20 protein-coding genes and 1 riboswitch are annotated in these 25,413 nt (G+C 56.5%); of the genes, 7 read left to right on the top strand and 13 right to left on the bottom strand.

The window, feature by feature from the left end; translation table 11 throughout:
- Positions 1-64: 64 nt before the first annotated feature.
- The 4 genes from polB to araB form a co-directional block, all read right to left on the bottom strand.
- Positions 65-2,434 (bottom strand): DNA polymerase II, encoded by a 2,370-nt coding sequence (polB, locus tag K7B04_RS01160; protein WP_223804106.1) that lies wholly within the window; start codon positions 2,432-2,434, stop codon positions 65-67.
- 103 nt (positions 2,435-2,537) lie between these two features.
- On the bottom strand, positions 2,538-3,233 hold the full coding sequence (araD, locus tag K7B04_RS01155; protein WP_223803321.1) for an L-ribulose-5-phosphate 4-epimerase: 696 nt from the start codon (positions 3,231-3,233) through the stop codon (positions 2,538-2,540).
- A 177-nt stretch (positions 3,234-3,410) separates the two neighbouring features.
- Positions 3,411-4,913, bottom strand: a complete 1,503-nt coding sequence (gene araA / locus K7B04_RS01150; RefSeq protein WP_223803320.1) for an L-arabinose isomerase — start codon at positions 4,911-4,913, stop codon at positions 3,411-3,413.
- 11 nt (positions 4,914-4,924) lie between these two features.
- Positions 4,925-6,631 carry a ribulokinase gene (gene araB / locus K7B04_RS01145; protein WP_223803319.1) on the bottom strand — a complete coding sequence of 569 codons (1,707 nt, stop codon included), beginning with the start codon at positions 6,629-6,631 and terminating at the stop codon, positions 4,925-4,927.
- Between the two features lie 338 nt (positions 6,632-6,969).
- Between araB and araC the strand changes: the two genes are divergently transcribed.
- Entirely contained in the window at positions 6,970-7,815 is an 846-nt protein-coding gene (gene araC / locus K7B04_RS01140) for an arabinose operon transcriptional regulator AraC (protein WP_163448247.1), read from the top strand.
- A 129-nt stretch (positions 7,816-7,944) separates the two neighbouring features.
- Positions 7,945-8,712 (top strand): DedA family protein, encoded by a 768-nt coding sequence (locus K7B04_RS01135; protein WP_163448248.1) that lies wholly within the window; start codon positions 7,945-7,947, stop codon positions 8,710-8,712.
- Between the two features lie 37 nt (positions 8,713-8,749).
- Here K7B04_RS01135 and thiQ read toward each other — a convergent pair whose 3' ends face one another.
- The 4 genes from thiQ to sgrR form a co-directional block, all read right to left on the bottom strand.
- A complete protein-coding gene (gene thiQ, locus K7B04_RS01130) occupies positions 8,750-9,448 on the bottom strand; it encodes a thiamine ABC transporter ATP-binding protein ThiQ (RefSeq protein ID WP_163448249.1) in 699 nt (232 codons plus the stop codon).
- Positions 9,432-11,042: a thiamine/thiamine pyrophosphate ABC transporter permease ThiP gene (thiP, locus tag K7B04_RS01125; RefSeq protein WP_167576815.1), complete on the bottom strand. Its 1,611-nt coding sequence runs from the start codon at positions 11,040-11,042 to the stop codon at positions 9,432-9,434. The genes thiQ and thiP overlap by 17 nt, the downstream gene beginning before the upstream one ends.
- A complete protein-coding gene (gene thiB / locus K7B04_RS01120) occupies positions 11,018-12,001 on the bottom strand; it encodes a thiamine ABC transporter substrate binding subunit (protein WP_223803318.1) in 984 nt (327 codons plus the stop codon). Before thiB ends, thiP begins: the two co-directional genes overlap by 25 nt.
- 30 nt (positions 12,002-12,031) lie before the next feature.
- Positions 12,032-12,130: riboswitch (TPP riboswitch) on the bottom strand.
- Positions 12,131-12,165: 35 nt separating this feature from the next.
- Entirely contained in the window at positions 12,166-13,821 is a 1,656-nt protein-coding gene (gene sgrR, locus K7B04_RS01115) for an HTH-type transcriptional regulator SgrR (protein WP_223803317.1), read from the bottom strand.
- 87 nt (positions 13,822-13,908) lie between these two features.
- Here sgrR and sgrT point away from each other — a divergent pair, with 87 nt between their 5' ends.
- Positions 13,909-14,061, top strand: a complete 153-nt coding sequence (gene sgrT / locus K7B04_RS01110) for a glucose uptake inhibitor SgrT (RefSeq protein WP_074398820.1) — start codon at positions 13,909-13,911, stop codon at positions 14,059-14,061.
- Between the two features lie 88 nt (positions 14,062-14,149).
- A complete protein-coding gene (locus K7B04_RS01105) occupies positions 14,150-15,328 on the top strand; it encodes a sugar efflux transporter (protein WP_167576808.1) in 1,179 nt (392 codons plus the stop codon).
- 48 nt (positions 15,329-15,376) lie between these two features.
- Here the strand turns inward: K7B04_RS01105 and K7B04_RS01100 are convergent, their stop codons facing one another.
- From K7B04_RS01100 to K7B04_RS01080, 5 genes are all read right to left on the bottom strand, one after another.
- Positions 15,377-16,342, bottom strand: a complete 966-nt coding sequence (locus tag K7B04_RS01100; RefSeq protein WP_223803316.1) for a carbohydrate kinase — start codon at positions 16,340-16,342, stop codon at positions 15,377-15,379.
- Positions 16,343-16,352: 10 nt separating this feature from the next.
- The gene (locus K7B04_RS01095; protein WP_223803315.1) at positions 16,353-17,720 is read right to left on the bottom strand and encodes a NosD domain-containing protein; all 1,368 of its coding nucleotides are present in this window, start codon (positions 17,718-17,720) and stop codon (positions 16,353-16,355) included.
- Between the two features lie 32 nt (positions 17,721-17,752).
- Positions 17,753-19,441, bottom strand: coding sequence for a glycoside hydrolase family 32 protein (locus tag K7B04_RS01090; protein WP_223803314.1), 1,689 nt, complete (start codon positions 19,439-19,441; stop codon positions 17,753-17,755).
- Positions 19,425-20,846 carry a glycoside-pentoside-hexuronide (GPH):cation symporter gene (locus tag K7B04_RS01085; protein WP_163448257.1) on the bottom strand — a complete coding sequence of 474 codons (1,422 nt, stop codon included), beginning with the start codon at positions 20,844-20,846 and terminating at the stop codon, positions 19,425-19,427. Before K7B04_RS01085 ends, K7B04_RS01090 begins: the two co-directional genes overlap by 17 nt.
- 137 nt (positions 20,847-20,983) lie before the next feature.
- Positions 20,984-21,994, bottom strand: coding sequence for a LacI family DNA-binding transcriptional regulator (locus tag K7B04_RS01080; protein ID WP_223803313.1), 1,011 nt, complete (start codon positions 21,992-21,994; stop codon positions 20,984-20,986).
- Between the two features lie 233 nt (positions 21,995-22,227).
- Between K7B04_RS01080 and idnO the strand changes: the two genes are divergently transcribed.
- The 3 genes from idnO to K7B04_RS01065 all read left to right on the top strand — a co-directional run bounded on the left by idnO (position 22,228) and on the right by K7B04_RS01065 (position 25,409).
- Positions 22,228-22,992 carry a gluconate 5-dehydrogenase gene (idnO, locus tag K7B04_RS01075; protein ID WP_223803312.1) on the top strand — a complete coding sequence of 255 codons (765 nt, stop codon included), beginning with the start codon at positions 22,228-22,230 and terminating at the stop codon, positions 22,990-22,992.
- Positions 22,993-23,050: 58 nt separating this feature from the next.
- Complete coding sequence (locus K7B04_RS01070) at positions 23,051-24,334, top strand: MFS transporter (RefSeq protein ID WP_223803311.1); 1,284 nt, start codon at positions 23,051-23,053, stop codon at positions 24,332-24,334.
- A gap of 82 nt (positions 24,335-24,416) precedes the next feature.
- Positions 24,417-25,409, top strand: a complete 993-nt coding sequence (locus K7B04_RS01065; protein ID WP_223803310.1) for a LacI family DNA-binding transcriptional regulator — start codon at positions 24,417-24,419, stop codon at positions 25,407-25,409.
- The last annotated feature ends 4 nt before the right edge of the window (positions 25,410-25,413 follow it).

The raw sequence follows: 25,413 nt of genomic DNA, 5'->3' as shown, positions 1-25,413 counted from the left end.
AGTGAATTTGGTCCAGGAATGGAAAGGGCGCTATGGTACTGGATGGCGGGACGTTAGTCACCTGTCAAAACAACCCCAGTTGCCCCGTCACTATTGTAGCAAAATCGTCGTCAACAAAGGGGAGAATTCCTTCGGCGACGGGGGCTAATTGTTTGGTGAGATAGTGGTCGTAGTCGAGCGGCGACTGCTGGTAGTCCAGTGGCTCCGGGCCGTTGGTGGTCCAGACGTAGCGGATGCTACCGCGCTGCTGGTACTGCAGCGGACGTCCTAACCGCACGTTCTGTTCATCAGCAAGGCGCGCGGCGCGGACATGCGGCGGCACGTTGCGCTGATAGTCTGCAAGCGGACGCCGCAGCTGCTTGCGGTAGACTAACTGTTCATCCAGCTCGCCGTTCATCAGCTTATCAATGGTTTCGAGGATAAAATCCCGGTACGGTTCGTTGCGGAAGATGCGCAGATACAGCGCCTGCTGGAACTGCTGCGCCAGCGGTGTCCAGTCGGTGCGTACGGTCTCCAGCCCCTTATACATCATCCGCTGCTTGTCGCCGTCCTGAATCATCCCGGCATAGCGTTTCTTGCTGCCGGTATCGGCACCGCGAATGGTCGGCATCAGGAAACGGCAAAAGTGGGTTTCAAACTCCAGTTCCAGCGCGCTGGTCAGCCCGCTTTTTTGCAGCTCGTCGGCCCACAATTGGTTCACGAAGCCGACCAGCGCGCGGCCAATGGTTGCTGCCTCTTCTTCGCCATGTGCGCGTTTGAGCCAGACGAAGGTGGAGTCAGTATCGCCGTAAATCACGTCATAGCCCTGAGACTCAATCAGCGCCCTGGTCTGGCGCATGATCGCGTGGCCGCGCATGGTGATAGATGACGCCAGGCGCGGATCGAAAAAGCGGCAAGCGCTGGTGCCCAGCACGCCATAGAAGGCGTTCATGATGATCTTTAGCGCCTGAGAAAGCGGCTTATTTTTCTGCTGTTTGGCTTCATCACGGGCGTGCCAGATCTGGCTGACGATCCCTGGCAGACAGTGTTTGTCACGCGAAAACCAGGCATCCAGAAAACCTTCGGTACTGTGCGCCGCATCGGGGTGAGCCATCCCTTCAATCAGCCCTACCGGATCGATCAGGAAAGAACGGATGATCGACGGGTACAGGCTTTTGTAGTCGAGGACCAGTACCGAGTCGTACAAGCCGGGGCGGGAGTCCATGACATAACCGCCGGGACTGGCCTGCGGCGGCACTTCGCCGAGATTCGGCGCGACGTAGCCGAGGCGATGCATCCGCGGAAAATAGAGGTGGCTGAAAGCCGCGACCGAACCGCCGTGCCGATCGACCGCCAGGCCGTTGACCGTGGCGCGCTCCAGTAAAAAAGGCATGATCTCGGTCTGGTGGAAGATGCGCGTCACCAGTTCGCAGTCTTTGAGGTTATAGGTCGCCAGTGCGGGCTTATCTTCGGCGAAACGGCGGTCAATTTCGTCCATTCGATCCCACGGGTTATCTATCGCCTTGCCTTCGCCCAGCAGCTCGCGGGCGACGTTCTCCAGCGAAAACGAGGTGAAGTTCCAGAAGGCGGATTTCAGCGCCTCGATGCCGTCGATAATCAGCCGCCCGGCGGCCTGAGCGAAGAATACGCCGTTCTTAAAGCCGTGTTCACGCCACTCCAGTTCGCTGCCGCCGCGCCCGAGCAATAGCGGCACTTTGTAGCGTTCGGCGCTTTTTTGCAGTACGCGCAGGTCGAACTGCACGACGTTCCAGCCAATCAGCACGTCCGGGTCATGTTCGGCAAACCAGGCGTTGAGTTTTTCCAACAGCAGCGGGCGGCTGGCGACATATTCGAGATGAAAATCGACCTGCGGCGGCTGCGCGGGCAGGCTGCCGAGCATGTAGACGGTGCGTTGCCCGCAGCCTTCCAGCCCGATGCAGTACAGTTCGCCGTGGCGGCTGGTTTCGATATCCAGCGATACCCATTTCAGCGGCGGGCGGTACTCGGGGTGCGGCTTCATGCGTGCGTTACGCAGCCCGGTTGCCGATTTTTCGCCTTCAACCCACACGGGGGCGGTGATAAAGCGCTCCATCAGATAGCGCTCTGGTGGGCGGATATCGGCTTCGTAGACGGTGATGCCATTTTCGCGCAGCACTTTTTCCAGCCGTATAAGCTGGCGATGGGCGCGACAGTAGAGGCCGAAAACCGGCTGACGGTGGAAATCTTTGAGGGCCAGCGGGGCTACCCGTACGCCGTTTTCGCCGTGCAGCAGGCGTTCAACCTGCGTACGCTGAGATTCCGGGATAAATGCGACGGACTCCTGCGGTGGCAGGGTGACCTGTAACGGGCCGTCGTCGGTCGCCAGCCAGAAAGCCAGTTCAGTGCCCTGCGGCGTATCCCGCCAGTGGCGGGTGAGTAAAAAACCGGCTTGTGGCTGCGTCACGCGTGCTCTCATCAACAAAAAACCAGGCTTGAGTATAGCCTGGTTTAGATAAAGAAGCTGGTGTTTTATACAGGTGTTGCCGGGGGATTCCGGAGTAGGCTGCGCCTCGTCCAGGCTACTGCCCGTAATACGCTTTCGCGCCGTGCTTGCGCAGATAGTGCTTATCCAGCAGCGTCTGCTGCATCTCCGGTAACTGCGGCGCCAACTGGCGGCAGAAGATGCCCATATAGGCGATCTCTTCCAGCACGATGGCGTTATGCACCGCGTCTTCGGCGTTTTTCCCCCACGCGAACGGGCCATGAGAGTGGACCAGTACGCCGGGCATTTGCGCCGGATCAATGCCGTTATCACGGAAGGTTTCGACAATGACCGCGCCCGTTTCCCATTCGTAGTCGCCGTTGATTTCCTCATCGGTCATCAGGCGAGTGCAGGGCACCGGGCCGTAAAAATAGTCGGCGTGGGTGGTCCCTGTCGCCGGAATTGGCTGCCCGGCCTGCGCCCAGATGGTGGCGTGACGCGAGTGGGTGTGCACGATGCCACCGAGCGTTGGAAACGCCTGATACAGCAGGCGATGAGTCGGTGTATCGGAGGATGGCTTTTTGTTGCCTTCCACCACTTCTCCGGTTTCCAGGCTGACCACCACCATATCTTCGGCGGTCATCACGCCGTAATCAACGCCGGACGGCTTAATCACCAGCACGCCATGCTCGCGGTCGACGGCACTGACGTTGCCCCAGGTGAGGGTGACCAGATTGTGTTTTGGCAGGGCCAGATTAGCGTTCAGGACCTGGCGTTTGAGTTCTTCTAACATGTTTTGCTCCGAGTCTGAATTTCCCTCACCCCGACCCTCTCCCATAGGGAGAGGGGGAAGGGCGGAGTCTGTGCCCGATTGGTTCCCTCTCCCCGTTAGTGAGGGGGAAGGGCGGAGTTCTCGCTCGATCGGTCCCCTCTCCCGTTGGGAGAGGGTTAGGGTGAGGGGGAAAGCGGCTTAACGTTTGGACCCGTAATACACTTCGTTCCAGCGCAGCGCGTCTTTAAAGGCCGGCATGCGGGTGTCGTTGTCGATCACCGCAATTTCGATATCATGCAGCTCGGCGAACTGGCGCATATCGTCCAGCGTCAGTGCGTGGCTGAACACGGTGTGGTGCGCACCGCCCGCAACGATCCACGCTTCAGACGCGGTTTCGAGGTTTGGATGCGCTTTCCACAGGGCGTTCGCTACCGGCAGCTTCGGCAGATCGTGCGGGGTTTTTACGGTTTCAATGGTGTTAACCAGCAGGCGATAGCGATCGCCGAGATCGATCATGCTGGCGACGATCGCCGGGCCGGTTTGGGTGTTGAAGATCAGACGCGCCGGATCGGCCTTGCCGCCGATGCCGAGGTGCTGGACGTCGAGCAGCGGTTTCTCTTCCACCGCGATAGACGGGCACACTTCCAGCATGTGTGAGCCGAGCACCAGGTCGTTACCGCCGTTAAAGTGGTAGGTGTAGTCTTCCATAAATGAGGTGCCGCCCTGTAGACCGGTCGACATCACTTTCATAATGCGAAGCAGGGCGGCGGTTTTCCAGTCGCCTTCGCCCGCAAAGCCATAGCCTTGCTGCATCAGGCGCTGCACGGCGAGGCCCGGGAGCTGTTTCAGGCCGTGCAAATCTTCAAAGGTGGTGGTGAAGGCGTGGAAGCCGCCTTCTTCGAGGAAGCGCTTCATGCCCAGCTCGATGCGTGCGGCGTCCAGCACATTCTGGCGCTTGTCGCCGTGAATCTGGGTAGCTGGAGTAAAGCGGTAGCTGCTTTCGTATTCGTCAATCAGCGCGCTGATTTCACCGTCGGTAACTGCGTTGACGACCTGCACCAGGTCGCCCACCGCCCAGGTATTCACGGAGAAACCGAACTTGATCTGCGCCGCGACTTTATCGCCGTCGGTGACCGCCACTTCACGCATGTTGTCGCCAAAGCGGCACACTTTCAGCTGACGAGTATCAATCTTAGAGACCGCCTGGCGCATCCATGAGCCAATGCGCTCTTGCGCATGTTTGTCCTGCCAGTGGCCGGTAACCACGCTGTGCTGCTGACGCATGCGTGCGCCGATGAAACCGAACTCGCGGCCGCCGTGTGCGGTCTGGTTCAGGTTCATAAAGTCCATATCGATGCTGTCCCACGGCAGCGCCGCGTTGAACTGGGTATGGAATTGCAGCAGCGGTTTATTGAGGATGGCGAGGCCGTTGATCCACATCTTCGCCGGAGAGAAGGTGTGCAGCCAGACGACCAGACCGGCACATTTCTGGTCGTAGTTCGCGTCGCTGCAGATGGCGGTGATTTCGTCCGGGCGGGTACCCAGCGGCTTCAGCACCAGCTTGCACGGCAGTTTCCCTTCGGCGTTTAAGGCATTGACCACGTGCTCCGCATTTTGCGTCACCTGACGCAGCGTTTCCGGCCCATACAGGTGCTGGCTACCAATGACAAACCACACTTCATAATTATCAAAAACGGTCATGTTCGTATCCTTTAATGAGTCAGGGCTGCGCGGGTAGCGGCGGTTTTTTCCGACGAAGCAGCAGGGAGATAATGGTGTTCAGCGCTTTCGGCCCATTGCTGGTAGCGCTGATAGAGTTCTTCAAAGCGTGCAGCCTGCGCCGGGCGTGGCTGTAAGGTATGTTCTACGCGGCTGGCCATTTTGCCCTGCGCGGTCGGGATATCGGCGTAAACCCCGGCGGCTACCGCGGCGAAGATAGCCGCACCCAGCGCGCAGCATTGGTCGGAGGCGACAATTTGCAGCGGACGGTTCAGCACGTCGCAGCAGGCCTGCATGATGACGCGGTTTTTACGCGCGATGCCGCCCAGCGCCATGACGTTGTTCACTGCAATACCCTGGTCGGTGAAGCACTCCATGATGGCGCGCGCGCCAAAGGCGGTGGCGGCAATCAGCCCGCCAAACAGTGCCGGAGCGTCGGTGGCGAGGTTTAAATCAGTAATGACCCCTTTCAGGCGCTGATTTGCGTTCGGGGTGCGGCGACCATTAAACCAGTCGAGCACCACCGGTAGATGGTCGAGCGACGGGTTAGCGGCCCAGGCTTCGGTCAATGCAGGTAACAGCTGTTTCTGGCTGGCTTTGATCTGCTCTTTCAGCTCCGGGTGCTGTGCGGCAAGCTGCTCCAGCGGCCAGCCAAGTACGCGACCAAACCAGGCATAGATGTCGCCGAATGCGGATTGACCTGCCTCCATACCGATAAAGTCCGGCACTACGCTACCGTCAACCTGGCCGCAGATACCTTTCACCGTACGGCTGCCAACGCTCTGTTTATCAGCAATCAGAATGTCGCAGGTTGAAGTACCAATGACTTTCACCAGCGCATTAGGCTGTGCGCCTGCGCCAACCGCACCCATATGACAGTCGAATGCGCCGCCGGAAATGGCGACTTGGGTAGAAAGCCCCAGGCGCTCCGCCCATTCGGCGGTTAGCGTGCCGACCGGCACGTCGGCAGTCCAGGTTTCGTTAAACAGCGGGCAGGGCAGATGCTGGTTGATAATGGGATCCAGTTCGTCGAAGAACGACGCCGGCGGCAGGCCGCCCCAGCTTTCGTGCCACAGCGATTTATGCCCGGCACTGCAGCGACCGCGACGGATATCCTGCGGGCGGGTGGTGCCGGAAAGCAGCGCGGGAACCCAGTCGCACAGCTCAATCCACGATGCTGCGGCTTGCGCCACGGCGGGGTCTTCGCGAGTGACATGAAGAATCTTGGCCCAGAACCATTCGCTGGAGTAAATACCGCCAATATAGCGAGAGTAATCTTCTTTGCCCGGCTGGTGGCACAGGCGGGTGATGGCCTCTGCCTCTTCTACTGCGGTGTGATCTTTCCACAGTACGAACATGGCGTTCGGGTTGTCGGCAAACTCCTCTTTCAGCGCCAGCACGTTGCCGTCAGCGTCAATCGGCGCTGGGGTAGAGCCGGTGCTGTCAACGCCGATGCCGACCACGTCCGCGCGCTGTGCGCTGGAGAGTTCGGCCAGCACGCCCTTCAGCGCCGCTTCCATGGATTCAATATAGTCGCGCGGGTGGTGGCGAAAACGGTTGTTCGGCGCGTCGCAGAAACGCCCTTCCTGCCAGCGCGGATACCACTCAACGCTGGTCGCGATTTCTTCCCCCGTCGCGCAATCTACTGCCAGGGCGCGGACTGAGTCACTGCCAAAATCGAGGCCAATTGCGATTGCCATCGTGTTACTCCATCTCAATGAAAACGTGATAGTGAAACAGTAGATATCCCCGCAAAAAAACGTCAGGCTGGAACCGCTAATCTTATGGATGATCTTGCTGTGACCTCACAAAGTGTGACGCCGTGCAAATAATCAATGTGGACTTTTCTGTCGTCTTTATAGACACTTCAGTTGTGGTTATGAGCCGGCTTCTCTTGCGGCTTTATTCTCTAAGTGCTTTGAAATAACAGGGTTGACAGCCGCGTCGGTTCTGTTATTCATTGAGCGCGGCGGCCGTGCCGATAAAAAGCCGAATATGGATAATTGGTTTCTTTAAATATCAGTGAGAGCGTGCAGAAATGGCTGAAATGCAAAACGATCCCCTGCTGCCTGGTTATTCCTTTAACGCCCATCTGGTGGCGGGGTTAACGCCGATTGAAGCCGGTGGTTACCTGGACTTTTTCATCGACCGACCGCTGGGCATGAAGGGGTTTATTCTGAACCTGACGGTGCGCGGTGAAGGGGTGATTGAAAACCAGGGCAAGCAGTTTGTCTGCCGCCAGGGTGACATGCTGCTGTTCCCGCCGGGCGAAATTCACCACTATGGCCGCCACCCGGACGCGAGCGAGTGGTATCACCAGTGGGTCTATTTCCGCCCGCGCGCCTACTGGCACGAGTGGCTAAACTGGCCCGCCATCGTGGCGCAAACCGGTTTTTATCGCCCGGATGAAGCGCACCAGAGCGAAATTTCCGAGCTGTTCGGTAAAATTATCGACGCCGGACAGGGCGTAGGGCGCTATTCCGAACTGCTGGCCATCAACCTGCTTGAGCAACTGCTGCTGCGGCGCATGGAGGCGATCAACGAATCGCTGCATCCGCCCATGGATAACCGCGTACGCGATGCCTGCCAGTACATCAGCGATCATCTTGCCGATAGTCAGTTTGATATTGCCAGCGTGGCCCAGCACGTCTGCCTGTCGCCATCAAGGCTGTCGCATCTTTTCCGCCAGCAGTTGGGCGTTAGCGTGCTGAGCTGGCGTGAAGATCAGCGCATCAGCCAGGCCAAGCTGCTGCTGAGCACCACGCGCATGCCGATTGCCAGCGTCGGGCGCAATGTCGGCTTTGAAGATCAGCTCTATTTCTCCCGGGTCTTTAAAAAATGTACCGGTGCCAGCCCCAGCGAATTCCGCGCCGGCTGTGAATAAAAAGTAAAGAAAAGGAAATGCACTGTGTCGGCTTTTGTCTTTGCCAGTAAACTATTTAGACAATTGATGGCTTGACGATGCAGAGGGGGCTCTGGAGAATCCCTGCTTCGTTTTCAAACCGGGCACACTATGCAAGCATTGCTGGAACACTTTATTACGCAGTCCACGACCTACTCGCTGATTGCGGTGGCGCTGGTGGCGTTTCTGGAATCACTGGCGTTAGTGGGGCTGATTTTGCCGGGCACCGTGATGATGGCAGGCCTGGGCGCGCTTATTGGCGGCGGCGAGGTGAACTTCTGGCAGGCGTGGCTGGCGGGGATCGTGGGCTGCCTGCTGGGTGATTGGATCTCCTTCTGGCTGGGTTGGCGCTTTAAAAAGCCGCTGCACCGCTGGTCGTTTATGAAGAAAAACAAAGCGCTGCTCGATAAAACCGAATACGCGCTGCATCAGCACAGTATGTTTACGATTCTGGTTGGCCGCTTTATTGGGCCCACTCGCCCCGTGGTTCCCATGGTGGCGGGCATGCTCGATCTGCCGATTGCCCGGTTTATTCCCCCGAATATCATTGGTTGCCTGCTGTGGCCGCCGCTCTATTTCCTGCCGGGGATCCTCGCCGGCGCGGCGATTGATATTCCCGCCGATGAAAATAGCGCCAGCTTTAAGTGGCTGCTGCTGGCGGCGGCGTTGCTGTTGTGGCTCGGCGCGTGGCTGTGCTGGCGACTGTGGCGTAGCGCAAAGGAGAATCACGACCGTCTCAGCAACGTGCTGACGCGTCAGCGTTTACTGATTCTGGCACCGCTGATTCTGGGCGTTGGCGTGGTGGCGCTGGTCAGCGTGATTCGTCATCCGCTGATGCCAGTGTATATCGAGATTTTGCGTAAGGTGGTCGGGCTGTAATGTGCCGGATAAGGCGCAGCCGCCATCCGGCAATCCCTCACTCAGCGATACCTAACAGTGCCGAAGCGCTGGCCTTACCGCTCAGCAGCGCTTCGGTCTTACCATCCCAGGCGATTCGCCCTTCCGCCACCACCATTGCTCGCGCCGCAATTCGCGCCGCGTCTTCAACGCTGTGCGACACCATCAGCAGCGTCAGATTCTGGCGCTGACACACGTCGTCGACTAATTGCAGCATCTCCTGACGTAGCGCCGGATCGAGCGCGGAAAAAGGTTCGTCCAGCAGCAGAATGGGTTGCTGCCGCACCAGGCAACGGGCCAGCGCGGCGCGCTGGCGCTGGCCGCCGGAAAGCTCGCCCGGCAGTCTTTCCAGCATTGATTCAATCCCCATTTGCCCGGCGATGACCTGTAGCCTGCGTTGCTGATCGTCGGTGAGCTTGAGACGCGGGCTCATCCCCAGGCTGATGTTCTGGCGCACCGTCAGGTGGCTGAAGAGATTATTTTCCTGAAACAGCATCGACACCGGTCGCTGGGACGGCGGCGTATGCGTATGGACGCGGCCTTCCAGCATGATGGTGCCGCTGGCGGGCGTCAGAAATCCAGCGATCAGATTGAGCAGCGTCGATTTCCCCGCGCCGCTTGGGCCGAGCACCGCAATTTTCTCGCCCTGGGCAATCGTGGCGCTAAAGCGCATCGGCAGGTGCTGATACAGCCAGGTCACATCATTCAGTTTTAGCATGGCGTCCGGGTAACTTTTCAATCACGGTAAAGAGCAGGAAGCAGAGCAGTAACAGTATCAGCGCCGTCACCGCGCCGTCCTGACTGCGGTAGGCGCCAATCTGCTGGTAAAGATAAAACGGCAGCGTGCGGAAATTCTCGTTGCCGAATAACGCCACCACGCCGAAATCGCCGATCGACAGCACGCAGGCAAACGCCAGCGCTTGCGCCAGCGGTCTTTTGAGGGCGCGTAATTCAATTACCCGCAGGCGAGTAAACCCGCTAAGTCCCAGCGACTCGCAGAGAATGCTGTAGCGTGCAGTGATGTCGCGCATCGGCGTTTCCAGCACCTTCAGCGCGTAGGGTACCGCCATCAGCGCGTTGGTGAAGATGACAATCCCGTCGGCGGAGTCGGGCAGGCCGATGGTGTTATTAAGCAGCAGGAAGAAGCCGGTGGCCAGCACGATGCCCGGCATCGCGAGAATCAGCATCCCGCTCAGTTCCATCGTCTGACCGGCCAGCGGCTGGTTACGCGCCCGCAGCTCGCGACTGCTCCACAGCAGCATCATTGTGAGCGTCACGCTAAGCAGACCTGCGGCGAGAGCAATACGCAGCGACGTGCCCAGCGCCTGCCATAAAATCGGCTGGCTAAAGACGGAGAGCATCGACGGGTGAATGCCATCTACCACCACCGCCAGCAGCGGCGGCAGCAGTAACAGCAGGGTCAGGAAGATGAGTACACCATCGGCGATGCGGCTATGCCAGCGATCGTCCGGGTCACGCCAGCCTTGAATCTGGCTATTGCCCACCGCAATGGCCCGGCTCATACGCTGGCTAAGCAGCACCAGCGCCAGACAGCAGGTCATCTGAATCAACGCCAGCATTGCCGCTCGCGCCGGATCGTAATCAAAGTTCAGCGCCTGGTAGATCGCCAGCTCAATGGTGGTGGCGGAAGGCCCGCCGCCCAGCGACAGCACGGTGGCGAAGCTGGCGAAGCAGAGCATAAAAATCAGCGTGGCGATGGGCAGAATCTGTCGCCGCATCCAGGGCCATTCCACGTAGCGGAAGAACGGGTAGCCGCGCATTCCAAGCTGAGCGGCAAGCTGGCGCTGCTCGCCGGGGATTTGCTCCAGCGCTTGCAGCAGCAGACGGGTCGCCATCGGCATGTTGAAAAAGACGTGCGCCAGCAGAATGCCCTGCAGGCCGTAGGGGGAGAAATTCCACTGCCAGCCGAGCCAGGCATACAGTTGCGCCAGCCATCCCTGACGGCCATAGACGGTCAGAATGCCGAAGACGGCGACCAGCACCGGCAGGATGAGGGTCATCGCGCACAGGCGCAGCAACAGCTGACGGCCGGGGAAACGGCGTCGATAGAGCGCGCGGGCAAGGAAAATGGCGGGCAGCACCGATAACAGCGCAGAGAGAAACGCCTGCCAGAAGGAGAAGCGCACCACGTGCCACAGATAGCTATCGCCGAGCAGCGTTGACCACGACGTTTCGGGGGCGTTTAGCCACAGCGCCAGAAAAGCCGCCAGAGCGACGGCCACCATCAATGTGGTGGCCGTAAGCCCTGGGTAGAGCCAACCCGGAATTAGCGGCTGGCGGCGCGGAGCCATGTATTAATCCAGTTTTGACGTTCGCTGGCGACCTGCTGCGGCGTGAACTCAAGCGAGGTCTGCGGTTTCACCAGGCTGTTAAAACCTTCCGGCAGCGCAACCTGGGTTACCGGATACATCCAGTTGCCGGTCGGGATGGCGTTCTGGAAAGCTGGAGAGACCATAAATTGCAGGAATTTGTCCGCCAGTTTTTGCTGCTTGCTGGCCGCGGTTTTTGCCGCCACTTCGACTTGCAGGTAATGGCCTTCGGCAAACGGCGCCGCCGCGTAGTTGTCTTTCTTCTCTTCAATGATGTGATAGGCCGGGGAGGTGGTATAGCTCAGCACCAGGTCGCCTTCCCCTTTCAGGAACAGGCCGTAGGCTTCGCTCCAGCCTTTGGTAACGGTGACGGTCTTCGCCGCCAGTTTCTGCCAGGCTTCCGGCGCTTTATCGCCGTACACTTTCTGCATCCACAGCAGCAGGCCTAAGCCCGGCGTGCTGGTGCGCGGATCCTGGTAGATAACGCGCCATTTCTGCTCGCTCTCAACCAGCTCTTTCAGGCTTTTCGGCGGGTTTTTCAGCTTGTTTTTATCGTAGACGAAAGCGAAGTAGCCATAGTCGAATGGCACAAAGATGTCGTTGTTCCAGCCGCCCGGCACGTTGACGGCGCTGGCCGGAACGTTACTTTTGGCGAACAGTTTGGTGTCGGTCGCGGCCTGCAGCAGGTTGTTATCCAGCCCCAGCACGACGTCCGCTTTACTGTTTTTCCCTTCCATGCGCAGACGGTTGAGCAGCGAGACGCCATCTTCCAGCGCCACGAATTTCAACTCGCAGTCGCAGTCGGCTTCGAACGCTTTTTTCACCGCCGGGCCTGGGCCCCAATCGGCAGCAAAGGAGTCGTAGGTATAGACCGTCAGCACGGGTTTTGCGAACGCGGGCGCGGTAACCAGCACCAGCAGGGGGAGTAATTTCTTGAGCACTTTGCACCTCAGTAAATGGGTGGCAAAGGATTTTGAGTTAGCCTCAAATCCCTTCGCCGGGATTATCCGGATCAGGTTCGACGGGTCTCTCTCAGCCGCGCACGACGCACAGCACCCCGTTGAGAACGGCACATTGTAATGATTACGTGAATAAATCAAAAGCCCTACGGCTCCGGCGGTGCAAACCAGGCGGATTTAAAGTCAAACCAGCCCAGCGTATTCATCCGTACGCCGCGCATACTGCGCTGCCCCTGGAGCATCAGCCAGTGATGAATCAGCGGCACCACCGACTGATTAGCGAGCAACTGCTGGCACCAGTCGGCTTGCGGCAGGTTGCCCGCGCGCCAGCGCCGCGCGTCCTGTTCCCAGTCAATGGGGATACAATGGCGAATCATCGGCACTTCATACAGATAGGCGAACAGTGAAAAATCGAGCGGCAGCGTAAAGTTGGCGCTGTTAAGCCAGATATCGCTGACCACCTCGCCGCGGTGCCATTCGTCGTAGTCCACTTCCTGAATGTTGAGCTTGACCTGATGCTCCGCCAGCAGCGTTTCCATAATCTGGCCGATGGTCCGGTGCTCGACGTGATCCCGATAATAGGTGAGGGTGACGGACTCCAGCCCGGCCGGTTTCTCGCAGGCGCGGCTGCGCGCATGGTGCCAGCGCGGCAGCAGGCCGTAGGCGGGAAACCAGTGGCTCTGATGCTGCTCGCCCGCGCGGTAGAGCAGGTTGTTGGGATGAAACAGGTGGCTCAGCCACTGGCGTACCGTTGGGTTACGGCCCAATGTGCTCCGCGCATCGAACAGCAGGTAATAGCAGCCTTCTTCCAGCCGGCTTTCGACGGCTTTTTCACTTTCGGTAGAGCCTTCAAGCGTCAGGCCACCGTTTGGCGCTTCGCTGATTTCTGGCAGCACCCACACGTTAACCTCGTCAATCAACGCCCGGAAACCGAAATAGTCATCAAAGGCGAGGATCTTCAGTTGGTTAAGGTTATTGCGCGCGACCGAGTAGGGGCCGGTTCCTACCGGCATCCGCGAGAAATTAGGCAGCGTTTGCCATTCGCGCGGCAGAATCATCGCCGACACCTGGCTCAGCAGCCACGGCAGCCAGCGGTCAGGCTCGGCCAGATGCACGTCCAGCACCCATGCGGTAGGAGAGTGGATCTGCGTGATGTTGGAGAACAGCGGCAGCGTCATGCTGCGCTCCAGTGAGGCAATAACGTCTTCCATCTCCAGTTCGCGCCCATGATGGAAATGGATGCCGGGACGCAAATAAAAACGCCAGTGTAAGGGGGAAATTTCCTGCCAATGGTGAGCAATATCGGCTTCCAGTTCCCCATTTGCCTCATTTACCCGCGTTAAGGCGTTGAAAATCTGCCGGGCGATGTGGGTTTCCGAGCGGCGAAGCGCGGTGCCAGGCAGCAGGTTGTGCATCGGGCGATAGTAGAGCACCCGCAGAATGTGCCGACCCTGACGGAAGCTGCGCCCCAGATGCGAGACCAGCATCTGGCGTACTGCCGCTTTATCGCCGACCAGTTGCACCAGTTGATCGATGCGATCCTGCTCCAGCAGATCCTCCGCGCGCTGCTGCTGAAGCGCCAGCCCGGTATAGAGGAACGTGAGTCTGGAACGCTTGCCGCGCCCGGCTTCCGCTTCCCAGGTGAGCCAGCCCCGAGCCTCCATGGTGTTGAGTAATGTCCGCATATGACGACGTGAACAGCTCAGTAGCGCCGCCAGATCGTTAAGCGTCGTCTCCTGCGATTTTCCCTCGCAGCACTGCCATAAACGGATGAACTGCTGCTGTAAGCGACCTGAAGGCATAAAAGGGGAACTCCTGGTAAAAACTCAGCAATTTATTAATCCCTATATTAGGCCAATAATGGATTTCGATGAAGCGAGGAGGTGTGTATGAAGAGGTCTACCATCCATCAGTTTTACCAGCGTTATTTCGCAGCGACCAAAAATGTTTCCTGGCTGGCCCGCCAGGCAACGGCACAGCGGCTTGAAGTGCTGAACTCTCTGATGCAATGGGAAGTTACGAAATCGGCCTCTGAGCATTAATTCGCCAAATCATGTGTGACTGAGTATTTGCCAGCAGGTATCATCTGCTGGCTTTTTTTTATTCTTTCGCGTGCTTAAAGGATTTCACATGCTCTGGTTAATGACGATGGGACGACGTCTCAACGGTGTGTACGCCGCTTTTATGCTGGTGGCATTTATGATGGGCGTGGCGGGGGCGCTACAGGCGCCGACGCTGAGCCTGTTTCTCAGCCGTGAAGTGGGCGTCCAGCCGTTCTGGGTCGGCCTGTTTTACACCGTTAACGCGATCGCCGGGATCGCGGTCAGCCTGGCGCTGGCCAGGCGATCCGACAGCCGGGGCGACCGACGCAAGCTGATCATGTTTTGCTGCCTGATGGCGGTAGGTAACGCGCTGCTGTTTGCCTTCAACCGCCACTACCTGACGCTGATTACCTGCGGCGTGATGCTGGCATCCATCGCCAACGCCGCGATGCCGCAACTGTTTGCGCTCGCCCGTGAGTACGCCGACAGCTCGGCGCGCGAGGTGGTGATGTTTAGCTCGGTGATGCGTGCCCAGCTGTCGCTGGCGTGGGTGATTGGCCCGCCGCTGGCGTTTATGCTGGCGCTGAACTACGGCTTTACCACCATGTTCGCCATCGCGGCGGGGATCTTTATCCTGAGCCTGACGCTAATTGCGCTAACGTTACCCTCGGTGGCGCGAGTCGAGCAGCCTGCTGACGCGGTGCAGAATCAGATTAGCGGCTGGAAAGACAGCAACGTACGGATGCTGTTTATCGCTTCCACGCTGATGTGGACCTGTAACACGATGTATATCATCGATATGCCGTTGTGGATCAGCAGCGATCTTGGTCTGCCGGATAGCCTGGCGGGGATCCTGATGGGCACCGCCGCGGGTCTGGAGATTCCGGCGATGATCATTGCGGGCTACTACGTGAAGCACTTCGGTAAGCGTCGGATGATGGTCACTGCAGTGGCCGCCGGGGTGCTGTTCTACGTTGGGCTTATCTTCTTCCACAGCCATACCGCGCTGCTGATATTACAGCTGTTTAACGCCGTGTTTATCGGCATTGTCGCCGGGATTGGCATGCTGTGGTTCCAGGACCTGATGCCGGGACGCGCCGGGGCGGCGACCACATTGTTTACCAACAGCATTTCGACCGGGGTGATCCTGGCCGGGATCATTCAGGGCGCGCTGGCGCAAAACTTTGGCCACTTCTCGGTGTACTGGGTGATTGCGGGGATTTCGGTGGTAACGCTGGCGATGACTGCGCGGGTTAAGGACGTATAAGCCCGGTAGACCGGGCCACTCGCTCGTGGCCCGGCAACGTCGTCCGCCTTATGCTTCCCGGTCGAGACAGGTGTTGACCTCGGCGGCATGAGGTATTGCGTCGATCGCGCCAAAGCGGGTGCAGGTTAGCGCGCCGCAGACGTTGGCCCAGAGAACGGCTTTCTGCATGTGATCGTAGTTATCAAACTGACAATCTGGTTTTGCTATTTGCTGTAGCAATGCGCCAATAAAAGCGTCGCCGGCTCCGGTTGAATCAATGGAGGCAATGGCGATAGACGGAACCAACTGTTGCCTGCCTGAGCGATGGCTGAGCCATGTCCCCCGGTGTCCGCAGGTGACGGTGACATAGCTGACGCCCGCCTGGTGCAGTTGCTCACAGCCCTTCTCATTCGTTTTTTCGCCGGTGAGGAAGGCAAGCTCCTCTTCGCTGACTTTGACGATATCCGCCTGGTGGAACCAGGGCCTACAACGCGTGATAAACTCCTGTGGATTGTCGCCCCAGAGTCCATCCCGGTAGTTGGGGTCGAATGAGATGATGATGTTTCGTTGGGGGGCTTCCTGCAAAAGGCGCCGGTAGGTGGAATAAAGTTCGCCATCCAGCAGCCCGGTTGCGGCCCCAAAGTGAACGATGCCGACATCGTCGAGAAAATCATTGGGCAGATCCTGCCACGCCAGTTCGGCGTCCGCACCGCGACAGAAGGTAAAATCGCGCTCGCCATCGCTTTGCAGAGCCACAAAGGCCAGCGTGGTGGGCGTGATGCTGCGCGCTAGCCCTGACATATCGATGTTGTCAGGCCGTAGGGTCTCCATCAAAAAATCGCCAAAAGGATCGAGACCCACTTTCGTCGCCAGCTTTGCCTGCCCACCGCTACGATTGATGGCAATGGCGACGTTGGCCGGTGCGCCGCCTGCTTTTTTTAGAAAGTTTTCGCCATTCTTCAGGTCAATGCCGATATCGGTACACACAAAATCAATGAGCATCTCACCGATACAGGCAATCTTGTTGTGATTCATCGCGCTCTCCTTACTGCAACGCGTTGAACGTAGGCGTAGCCCGGAAGGCGTTAGCCGTTCTGTCCAGCATCACCTGTGATTCGGTGCCTGAATCGAGGATCGTGTTGTGCTGCGATGTCTGCTCCACCAGCACCGCGGTAACATCCAGCGGTTTCAGGCTGGCGGTGGTCAGCAGGGACTCGACCTGTGCTGCAAAGCAGGCGTCTTCTTCTGAGGTTGACGGCTGCGAGGTTGATGCTTCGGTCGTGGCGACAATATGGTTGTTGGCAATATAGTTTCCTTTCCCGGCAACGACACGAATGATGACCGGTTTTGTCTCCGCCGGTTTGAGATACTGCGTATCGATAGTCTCCGAAATATGGTTGGATATTATCGAGTTATTGCTACCGTTGATACGCAGCAAGCCGTATGAATCTTCTAAACCGTTGTCGTAACCTTGCATCGGCGGCCAGGGTTCGTGGTCACGTAAGAAATGGTTAGCGGAAACCAGATTTTCAGCGCAATTTTCTTCCAGCACTAGCATTCCGGGATAGAACGAATGGAAGCGGTTGCTGGTGATTGAAGAACGCACCACGCCAGATAAATGCACGCTGCTTGAACCGCGGGGGAATATATTGTTGGTGGCGATCAGCAGTCCGCCGAAGTTCTGTGCGTAAATGGAGTAACCTTTATAACCTGCGCCGATCAGGTTATCGGTTATTTTCGATGCCTGTCCGGCACCGCGTAGCTCAATGCAGTTCCCGCACTCGGCGATAAAGTTATTATGAATCGCCATCGCATCGCTATTATAGGTGGTGAGACCATGCTCCAGATAGATAAAGCCCATGCCCGTGATGCGGAAGGAATCTTGCGCCGTGGCGATATAAATTCCTGTTTTTCCATTGGTGTAGGTGTTCTCGGGGTCATTATTGCCCGACCCATCATCGACAAAGTGCAGGCCATCAATGCAGAAATTTTCAAACGCCACCGAGCTAATGCGGGGCGCGCCGCTGCGCTTCACGTAAAACGCCGCACCGGCCCATTCCTCATCACCTGATTGGGGGGCGAGATCGACCAGAATACGGCTACCGCCCGGCCAGAGATCGTGTAAATTTTCCCATTCATTCGCCGGAGTATTAAAACGAATGCTGGAAGAAACAAAGCCGTGGCCTGCCCCCATAATTTTCAGATAGCTGATATCAATCAATACCTGGGTTGTCAGGTGATAGTCTCCCGGCGGAATATAGATAGCCGCACCAGGTTTGCCGCCATCATTAATATCGGTTTCCGTTTGTCGACTTTTAATATCTGCAATGATGCTGTTGATGACTTCGCCGATATCTTTATAGGGATTCCCAACGTGCCATTGAGTGACGTCGTAGTGGTTATTGCTCGTCATAAATAAATCCTTCTCGAAAATAAAACCCGGTATTATTTCTGGGAATACGTTGACTGATAGTGTGTGAGCGTTGCCGGAGCACCCGTTATCTGTACTTGAGTCAGATGGCTACAGGAGTAATAGCGGCGTGTACCGCAAACGCTGCCCTGTAGAGCAAAGACTTCAACAATACCGGCGTCGAAGAACAACGTAATGTCACCGACATCGGCCAGCGGCGTGCTGTAGCGCCCATCGTCCTGGCCTTGTTCACTGAGGGTCAGGGTTGTGCCGTCATGTGCCAGGGTAATTTGCTGGCCGCTATCGCCGGTCAATGTCAGGCAGAAAGGCGCGGTAGCGGTGAAATCGATCGCGCAGGCCTTAACGCCTTCGGAGGCAGACCAGGCGAGACGGTCCTTCAGCGTATGTTGACTAATCTCCAGTGATTCCGGCGGGCGTACCGGCGTCATGCACAGCTGCTGCTTGTTATTCAGATGGAAGCGGCGCGGCAGCGACATTTCACCGCAGTATGCCGAATCGACGGTTTTCTGCGTCGCCCAGTTATACAGCCAGGCAAAGCCGATGCGTTGGTCAGCCTCGCCCCAGGTTTGCAGCGCATAGAAATCCGTCCCAAAATCGAGAGTTTGTAGCGGCTGCGTTGAGGGGATGAAGTTGCCGTTGCGGAATTCCCCGGTTTGCGCAAACAGCAGGTTGTGCCGCCCCGTTGTGGGTTCGGTGTAGCCAACAACACCAATGATCAGCACCCACACGCCGTCGAGGCAAAAGAAGTCGGGGCACTCGATGCAGCGGCCGCCGTTCTCACGGAAGTAGGCGGGGGCGACGTACAGTACGTGATGGAATGCCCAGTTTTCGCTGTCATCGGAGTGGAACAACAGCATGGCGGGATCGCCGTTGACCGACGCGCCGAGGATCATATAGAACGTCTTATCGGCCTCTTCATACCAGACTTTGGGATCGCGGAAGTCGCAGTCCACGCCTGGAGGGAGATCGGTCAGGACGGTTTTTACCATTGCGGGCTTATCGTTATATTTGTCCGGCACGGCCATTTTTTGCACTTCGCGATAGCCACGATACAGGTCATAAGCCGGGAGGCGTTCGGTATACCAGAAACGAGTTTGGCCCTGTTTGTCGGTGTAGGCGCTACCGGAGAAGGCCCCGCCTGTCGCGCCCAGTGCCGTTAAATTTTGCTCTGGCTGGAGAAAAATAGGGTAGTGCCGCCAGTGGTACAGATCGCGGCTAACGGCATGGTTCCAGTGCATCGGCCCCCACTGCGTTGAGTGCGGATGATACTGGTAGAACAGATGCCATTCACCGTTTTGGTAATGCAGGCCATTAGGATCGTTCATCCAGCCGGTGCGCGGGGAAAAGTGTAGCGCCGGGCGCAGCGGCTCCTGCTGATACCAGGCGGCGAGATCATTGTTATTCAGTAAGCGGAAGTCATCTGCCTGTGTAGCAATAAAAGAGACGCCGTCTTTCGAGAGTGAATCCGGGTGCCAGGTATAGCACAGCGATATTTCGCTGTGCTCCGACAGCCACTCCAGATGGGCGACGCCATCCTGCCACGCCGTCCAGGTAAAATATTGGTAGTAGCGCGATGCTTCCTGAATTTTAAACACCATTGTGCCGTTCACGTTAATAACCAATAACGGCTGCGTTGTCGGCAGTGTCTCTTTCAGCCACAGATCTATACGCTGGCCTTTTTTAATATCAAACGACAGGGACATCTTTTAACTCCTGCGGTAGGTTACGACCCTTTTCCAGTTCGCGTTTCGCGAGGTCGCTTTTAATTTTCTCGAGGAACGTGTTATTGAGCTTGAAGTAGCGCACCATAAACGCGCTGATGAAATAGCTGGCCATGGGCAGCAATGAGAACATCATGATGATGCCGTTGATGGTTTGCGGATTTTGCTCGGGTTTGTTGGCAACGTAGCCGGTGTAGGCCAGGATCCAGGCGACGATAGCGCCTGCAACGGCTAAGCCCATCTTCAACATAAACAGGTTGCCGGCGAAGGAAATCCCCGTCAGACGCTTACCAAATTTCCAGTCGCCGTAGTCGTCAACATCCGACATCATCGCCCACAGAATGGGACCGGACTGGATTAAATGCAGAATGTTAATCACGATGAACAGTGACAGCAGCGGCGTCAGCGACGTTGGGTCGATAAACCACAGCGCCAGCGATAGCAGGCCAAGAATAATGTTGATAACGCGGAACAGCACCACCTTATCGAAACGGTCGGTCAGCGGTTTTGCAATGACGCTGCCTAACATATTGCAGGCAACGCCCAGCGCCATAAAGAAAGTAATAAAGCCAACGGATTCTTTCATCACGTAGGTGGCGTAATAGATGGTGACGCCGCCGCGAATAAAGGCCGGGAAGACGTTGAGGAAGGTGATGGAAATCATCAGCAGCCACTGATCATTCCTGGCAATATCCTTCAGATCTTTTATTAACGATTCATTTTCCTTGATGGAAACTACGCGTTCTTTAATGCTGGAAAAGCAAAACAGGAACATTAAGGTTGCGGCACCGCCCATGATCATCATGGTCATCTGAAAACCCGAGGCGCGGTCGCCATTACCCAGCCAATCGGTTAATGGCAGAATAGACGATGAGATAATTAAAGTTGCCAACCCATTCAGGAAAAAACGCCAGGACAGACATCCCATGCGTTCCTTTTGGTTAAGCGTAATCACGCCGCCTACCGAGCAATAGGGAATGTTAATAGCGGTATAAATTAAGGACATAATCAGATAGGTAATCCAGGCGTAAATAATTTTACCGTTCATACTCAAATCTGGGGTGGTAAACATCAGGACGGCACACAGGCCGAACGGCACCGCCATCCACAGCAACCATGGACGGAACTTGCCCCAACGAGTTCGGGTTCGGTCGCAAATAGCGCCCATGGCTGGGTCGCTAAACGCGTCAAATACACGGATAACCAGAAACAGCGTGCCGACTAACCCGGCATCAAGCCCGTAGACATCGGTATAAAACCAGGTCAGATATAGCGCCAGAACGCTCCAGATCATCCCCGAACCGGCGTCACCCATGCCGTAACCTATTTTTTCTTTCAGGCTGAGTTTTTCGTACGGATCTCGCCGTACTATTGTTTCAGTATGCATTAGTACACACCTCATTATTGCGCGGTAGCGCAGTGATAAATAAACGACATGGGCCGGGATGGCCGATGATAGAGATAAAATAATTTTAGCGATAAAATTCCTGGCACAATTAAATGTGCTGAGGGGTTATAAGTAGTTTATAGGGCCGTTATATTAATATTGACACTGCTCTCGCGAATAATCAGTCGCGAGACAATTTCATACATTTCTATATTGTCCTGCTGTTTTTTATGGTTGACCATTTGAAACGCCAGGTGGGCGATTTCATTAATAGGCTGTGCGACGCTGGTTATTTTTTTTGTTTGAGCCAGCAGCGTATTATCGAAACTCGCGATGGCAATATCTTGCGGCAGAGAGAGACCTTTCTTTTTGAGTCCATCAATCACATAGTTAGCGGCCACGTCATTATAAATTAGCAGGCAGGAGCAGGTGGTATTCGGCTGCGTCAGTTTTTCAATGATGATATCAAGGGTGGCGATATGTTCAGATATTTTCTCCCCTTCGCCTTTTGGTATCCAGAACTGGTTTTCGTCGGCGACGGTTAAACCATGGCGGGTTATTTTTTTGCTATAGGCAGAGACTTTTCTGTTATCGACGCCATCCTGGGCAATAAAGCCAAATGAGGTATGCCCGGTATGGATAAAATGTTCAGCAATACTCTCAGCGCCCTTGCTTTCGTTAATCGACACCGAATTGAAAAAGCGCGAAACCTGGGTGACCACCGCGACCGGAATGTTGGTGATCGTTAACCATTCCGCCAGTTCTCTTTCGGCTTCGGTCGGCACCCACAGCAAGCCGTCAATGCCCATCCCCACCAGGGTTTGCAGCAGCTGTTTATCCTGCTGTGGCTGATTCTGATGCGTTTTCACAATCACCGATTTACCGATATATCTTGCCTCTTCCTCGAAGGTCGCCAGCAATTCACAAAAGTGTGGGTTGACCAGATTAGGGAGCACCACGCCAATCAGCCCTGAACATTTGCCAGTGAGCTGAAACGCACTCTTGTTTGGCACGTAGCAAAGATAATCCATTGCGTCGCGTACCGCTTTGCGGGTCTCCGGGATCACGCTGGGTTGATTATTGAGCACTCTGGACACGGTAGCGGTCGATACACCGGCCTTTTTCGCGACGTCTTTAATCGATGCCATGATGGTTAAATGACTCCTCCTAATGATGGCGCTCACTATAAAGTGTGATAGATGTCAAAAATGCCAGCCAGTTCACATGTTGCTTTGTTACATGAAAATTGCGCTACGTTCTCATCTTGTGCGTAAGTGCCGACTTGATCACAGAACGATCATTTTCCCTCTCCTGGATCTTCTTTTTTCTACTGTTACGCGTATACAGTTACGCGTAACAGTTATCAAAAAAGGAGTTTTTTATGAAAAACCTATTCGACCTGAGCGGTAAACGCGCGCTGATTACCGGCTCCGCGCAGGGGATTGGTAACCTGCTGGCCAGCGGTCTGGCGGCGCACGGCGCGGAGATTGTGATTAACGACATCACCCAGCAGCGTGCGCAGGCGGCGGCGGACAAGCTGGTGGCTGAAGGCTATCGCGCCGTAGGCTACGGTTTTGACGTGACCAATGGGGAAGACGTGGCGCAGGCCATCGCGCAAATCGAAAGGGAAGTGGGAGCCATTGATATTTTAATCAACAACGCCGGTATCCAGCGTCGTTATCCCTTCACCGAATTCCCGGAAGCGGAGTGGGACAAAGTGATTGATGTGAACCAGAAATCGGTCTTTCTGGTGTCGCAGCAGGTTTCCCGCTACATGGTGCAACGCCGCCGCGGGAAGATTATTAATATCTGCTCGATGCAGAGCGAGCTAGGGCGCAAGACCATTACCCCGTACGCGGCGTCAAAGGGGGCGGTCAAAATGTTAACTCGTGGGATGTGTGTGGAACTGGCGGAATACAATATTCAGGTTAATGGCATTGCCCCCGGTTATTTCGCCACCGACATGACCACCGCGCTGGTCAACGATGAGGCATTCTCCGCCTGGCTGTTCCAGCGCACGCCCGCCGCCCGCTGGGGTAACCCGGAAGAGCTGATTGGCGCGGCGGTTTATCTTGCCGCGCCGGCTTCTGACTTTGTTAACGGACACCTTCTTTTTGTCGATGGCGGCATGCTGGCTGCCGTCTGAATGCTAACGGGGCCGCGGGACGCGACCTCATCATCTAATGATAATCCGAGGAGTGAGTATGAATATGCTCGCAAAACTGCCGGCGCGTCGCTGGTGGTATTTAATGCCGATTATTTTTATTACCTACAGCTTAGCTTATCTCGACCGCGCCAATTACGGCTTTGCCGCTGCCGCCGGTATAGAACATGATTTAGGAATTACTCAGGGAACCGCATCGTTAATTGGCGCGCTGTTCTTCCTGGGCTATTTCTTCTTCCAGGTGCCGGGCGCGATGTATGCCGTTAAGCATAGCGTGCGCAAAATGATCTTTTGCAGCCTGATCCTTTGGGGGCTCTGCGCCGCGGCGACCGGTTTTGTGAGTAACATTCCCACGCTGATGGCTATTCGCTTTATTCTTGGGATCGTTGAGGCGGCGGTGATGCCCGCGATGCTGATTTATATCAGCAACTGGTTTACCAAAACCGAACGTTCGCGCGCCAATACCTTTTTGATTCTCGGTAACCCCGTTACGGTGCTGTGGATGTCGATTGTCTCCGGCTACCTGATTGAAGCCTGGGGCTGGCGTGAAATGTTTATTTTCGAAGGCATTCCGGCGGTGATTTGGGCGTTCTGCTGGGTGATTCTGGTGCGTGATAAACCGGCGGATGCGGGTTGGTTAAGCGCGCAGGAAAAAGAGGCGTTACAGCAGGCGATGGATCGCGAGCAGCGCGACATTAAGCCGATGCGTAACTACGGTGAAGCAATGCGCTCGCGCAGCGTGATCATGCTTTGCGCGGTGCATGCGCTGTGGAGCATCGGCGTGTATGGCTTCATGATGTGGATGCCGTCGATTCTGAAAAACGCGGCGCAGATGGACATTGTGGCAGTGGGCTGGCTGGCGGCGGTGCCGTATCTGGCGGCAATCTGCCTGATGCTGACCGTCTCCTGGCTGTCCGATAAGTTCCAGAACCGTAAGCTGTTTATCTGGCCGCTGCTGTTGATTGCCGCCATCGCGTTCTTCGCCTCGTGGATGCTGGGCAACCAGTCTTTCTGGCTCTCCTACGCGCTGCTGGTCGTGGCTGCCGCCTGTATGTATGCGCCTTATGGACCGTTCTTTGCGCTGATTCCCGAACTGCTGCCGCGCAACGTCTCCGGCGTCTCGATGGGGATGATCAACAGCTTCGGCGCGTTAGGCGCATTCCTCGGCGCGTGGCTGGTGGGGTACCTCAACGGCGTGACCGGCGGGCCGGGTGTCTCCTACACCTTTATGGCAATCGCCCTGCTGGCGTCGGTGGTGCTGATGTATTGCGTTCGAGCGCAAAATGAAACCACCTCGCCGTCGGCTGAGATGGCCACGCGTTAAGGTTGAGCGAGGAGTGCAGTCGCTAACCGGCTGTGATAAGGTTCTCTGCGAGCATAATGGGCTGTTGGTCGTAGAGAACCTCATGAAAAACAATCGGATGACATTACAGGATATTGCCGCGCTGGCCGGGCTGAATAAGATGACGGTCAGCCGTTATCTGCGCGACCCGAATCAGGTGTCGCAACGCAGCCGCGAATTGATTTCGAAAGTCATGGAAGAGAACAACTACATTCCCAACCGCGCCCCGGAAATTCTGCTCAACGCCCGCAGTAAAACCATTGGCGTACTGATCCCCTCGTTTCGCAACCAGATCTTTGCCGACGTGCTGGCGGGGATTGAATCCGTCACCTCGGCCTGCCAGTACCAGACGCTGATCGCCAACTACGAATATGACGCCGAGCGCGAAGAGCGCGAGGTGCTGAACCTGCTCTCCTACAATATCGACGGCCTGATCCTCACCGGAAAACTGCATACCGAACGGATGGTACAGTACGTGCGCGCCAGCGGCGTTCCGGTCGCAGAGTTGATGGATATAAGCGGACAGTATCTCGATATTCAGGTTGGCTTTGATAACGAAAAAGCGGCGTACGAAATGACGCAGGCCTTTATTGACAGCGGTAAACGCAACATTGCGTTCTTTGGTTCGATGGATGACCCCCGCGACCTTAGCCGTTACCGTGGTACCGAGAAGGCGCTGGCGGCACAGGGGCTGGAAGCTTATCACCTGGCGCCAAAAACGATTTCGTCGGTGGCGCTGGGCCGCAAGATGTTCCAGCAGGCGATGGCGGAAAAAGCGGATATTGACGCGATTTTCTGTACCAACGATGACCTTGCCGTCGGCGTGCTACTGGAGTGTCAGGCGCAGCAGTTCGACGTGCCGGGAAAAATGGCGATTGCCGGTTTCCACGGGCTGGAAATTGGCCGCGCGCGGCTGCAAAAAATTGCCAGCGTGATTACGCCGCGCTTTGAGATTGGTAAGACGGCGGCGGATATTTTGATTAAGCGCTTGAACGGGAAAGATGCGCCGGGCAGCGTCAACCTCGGTTACCAGATCTATTACGGCGATACGCTGTAGGCGG

The sequence above is a fragment of the Kluyvera sp. CRP genome (assembly GCF_019930565.1).
GTDB classification, from domain to species: Bacteria; Pseudomonadota; Gammaproteobacteria; order Enterobacterales; family Enterobacteriaceae; genus Kluyvera; species Kluyvera georgiana_A.
Note: the sequence above shows the minus strand (reverse complement) of the source record. Positions and strands in the feature narration are given on the sequence as shown.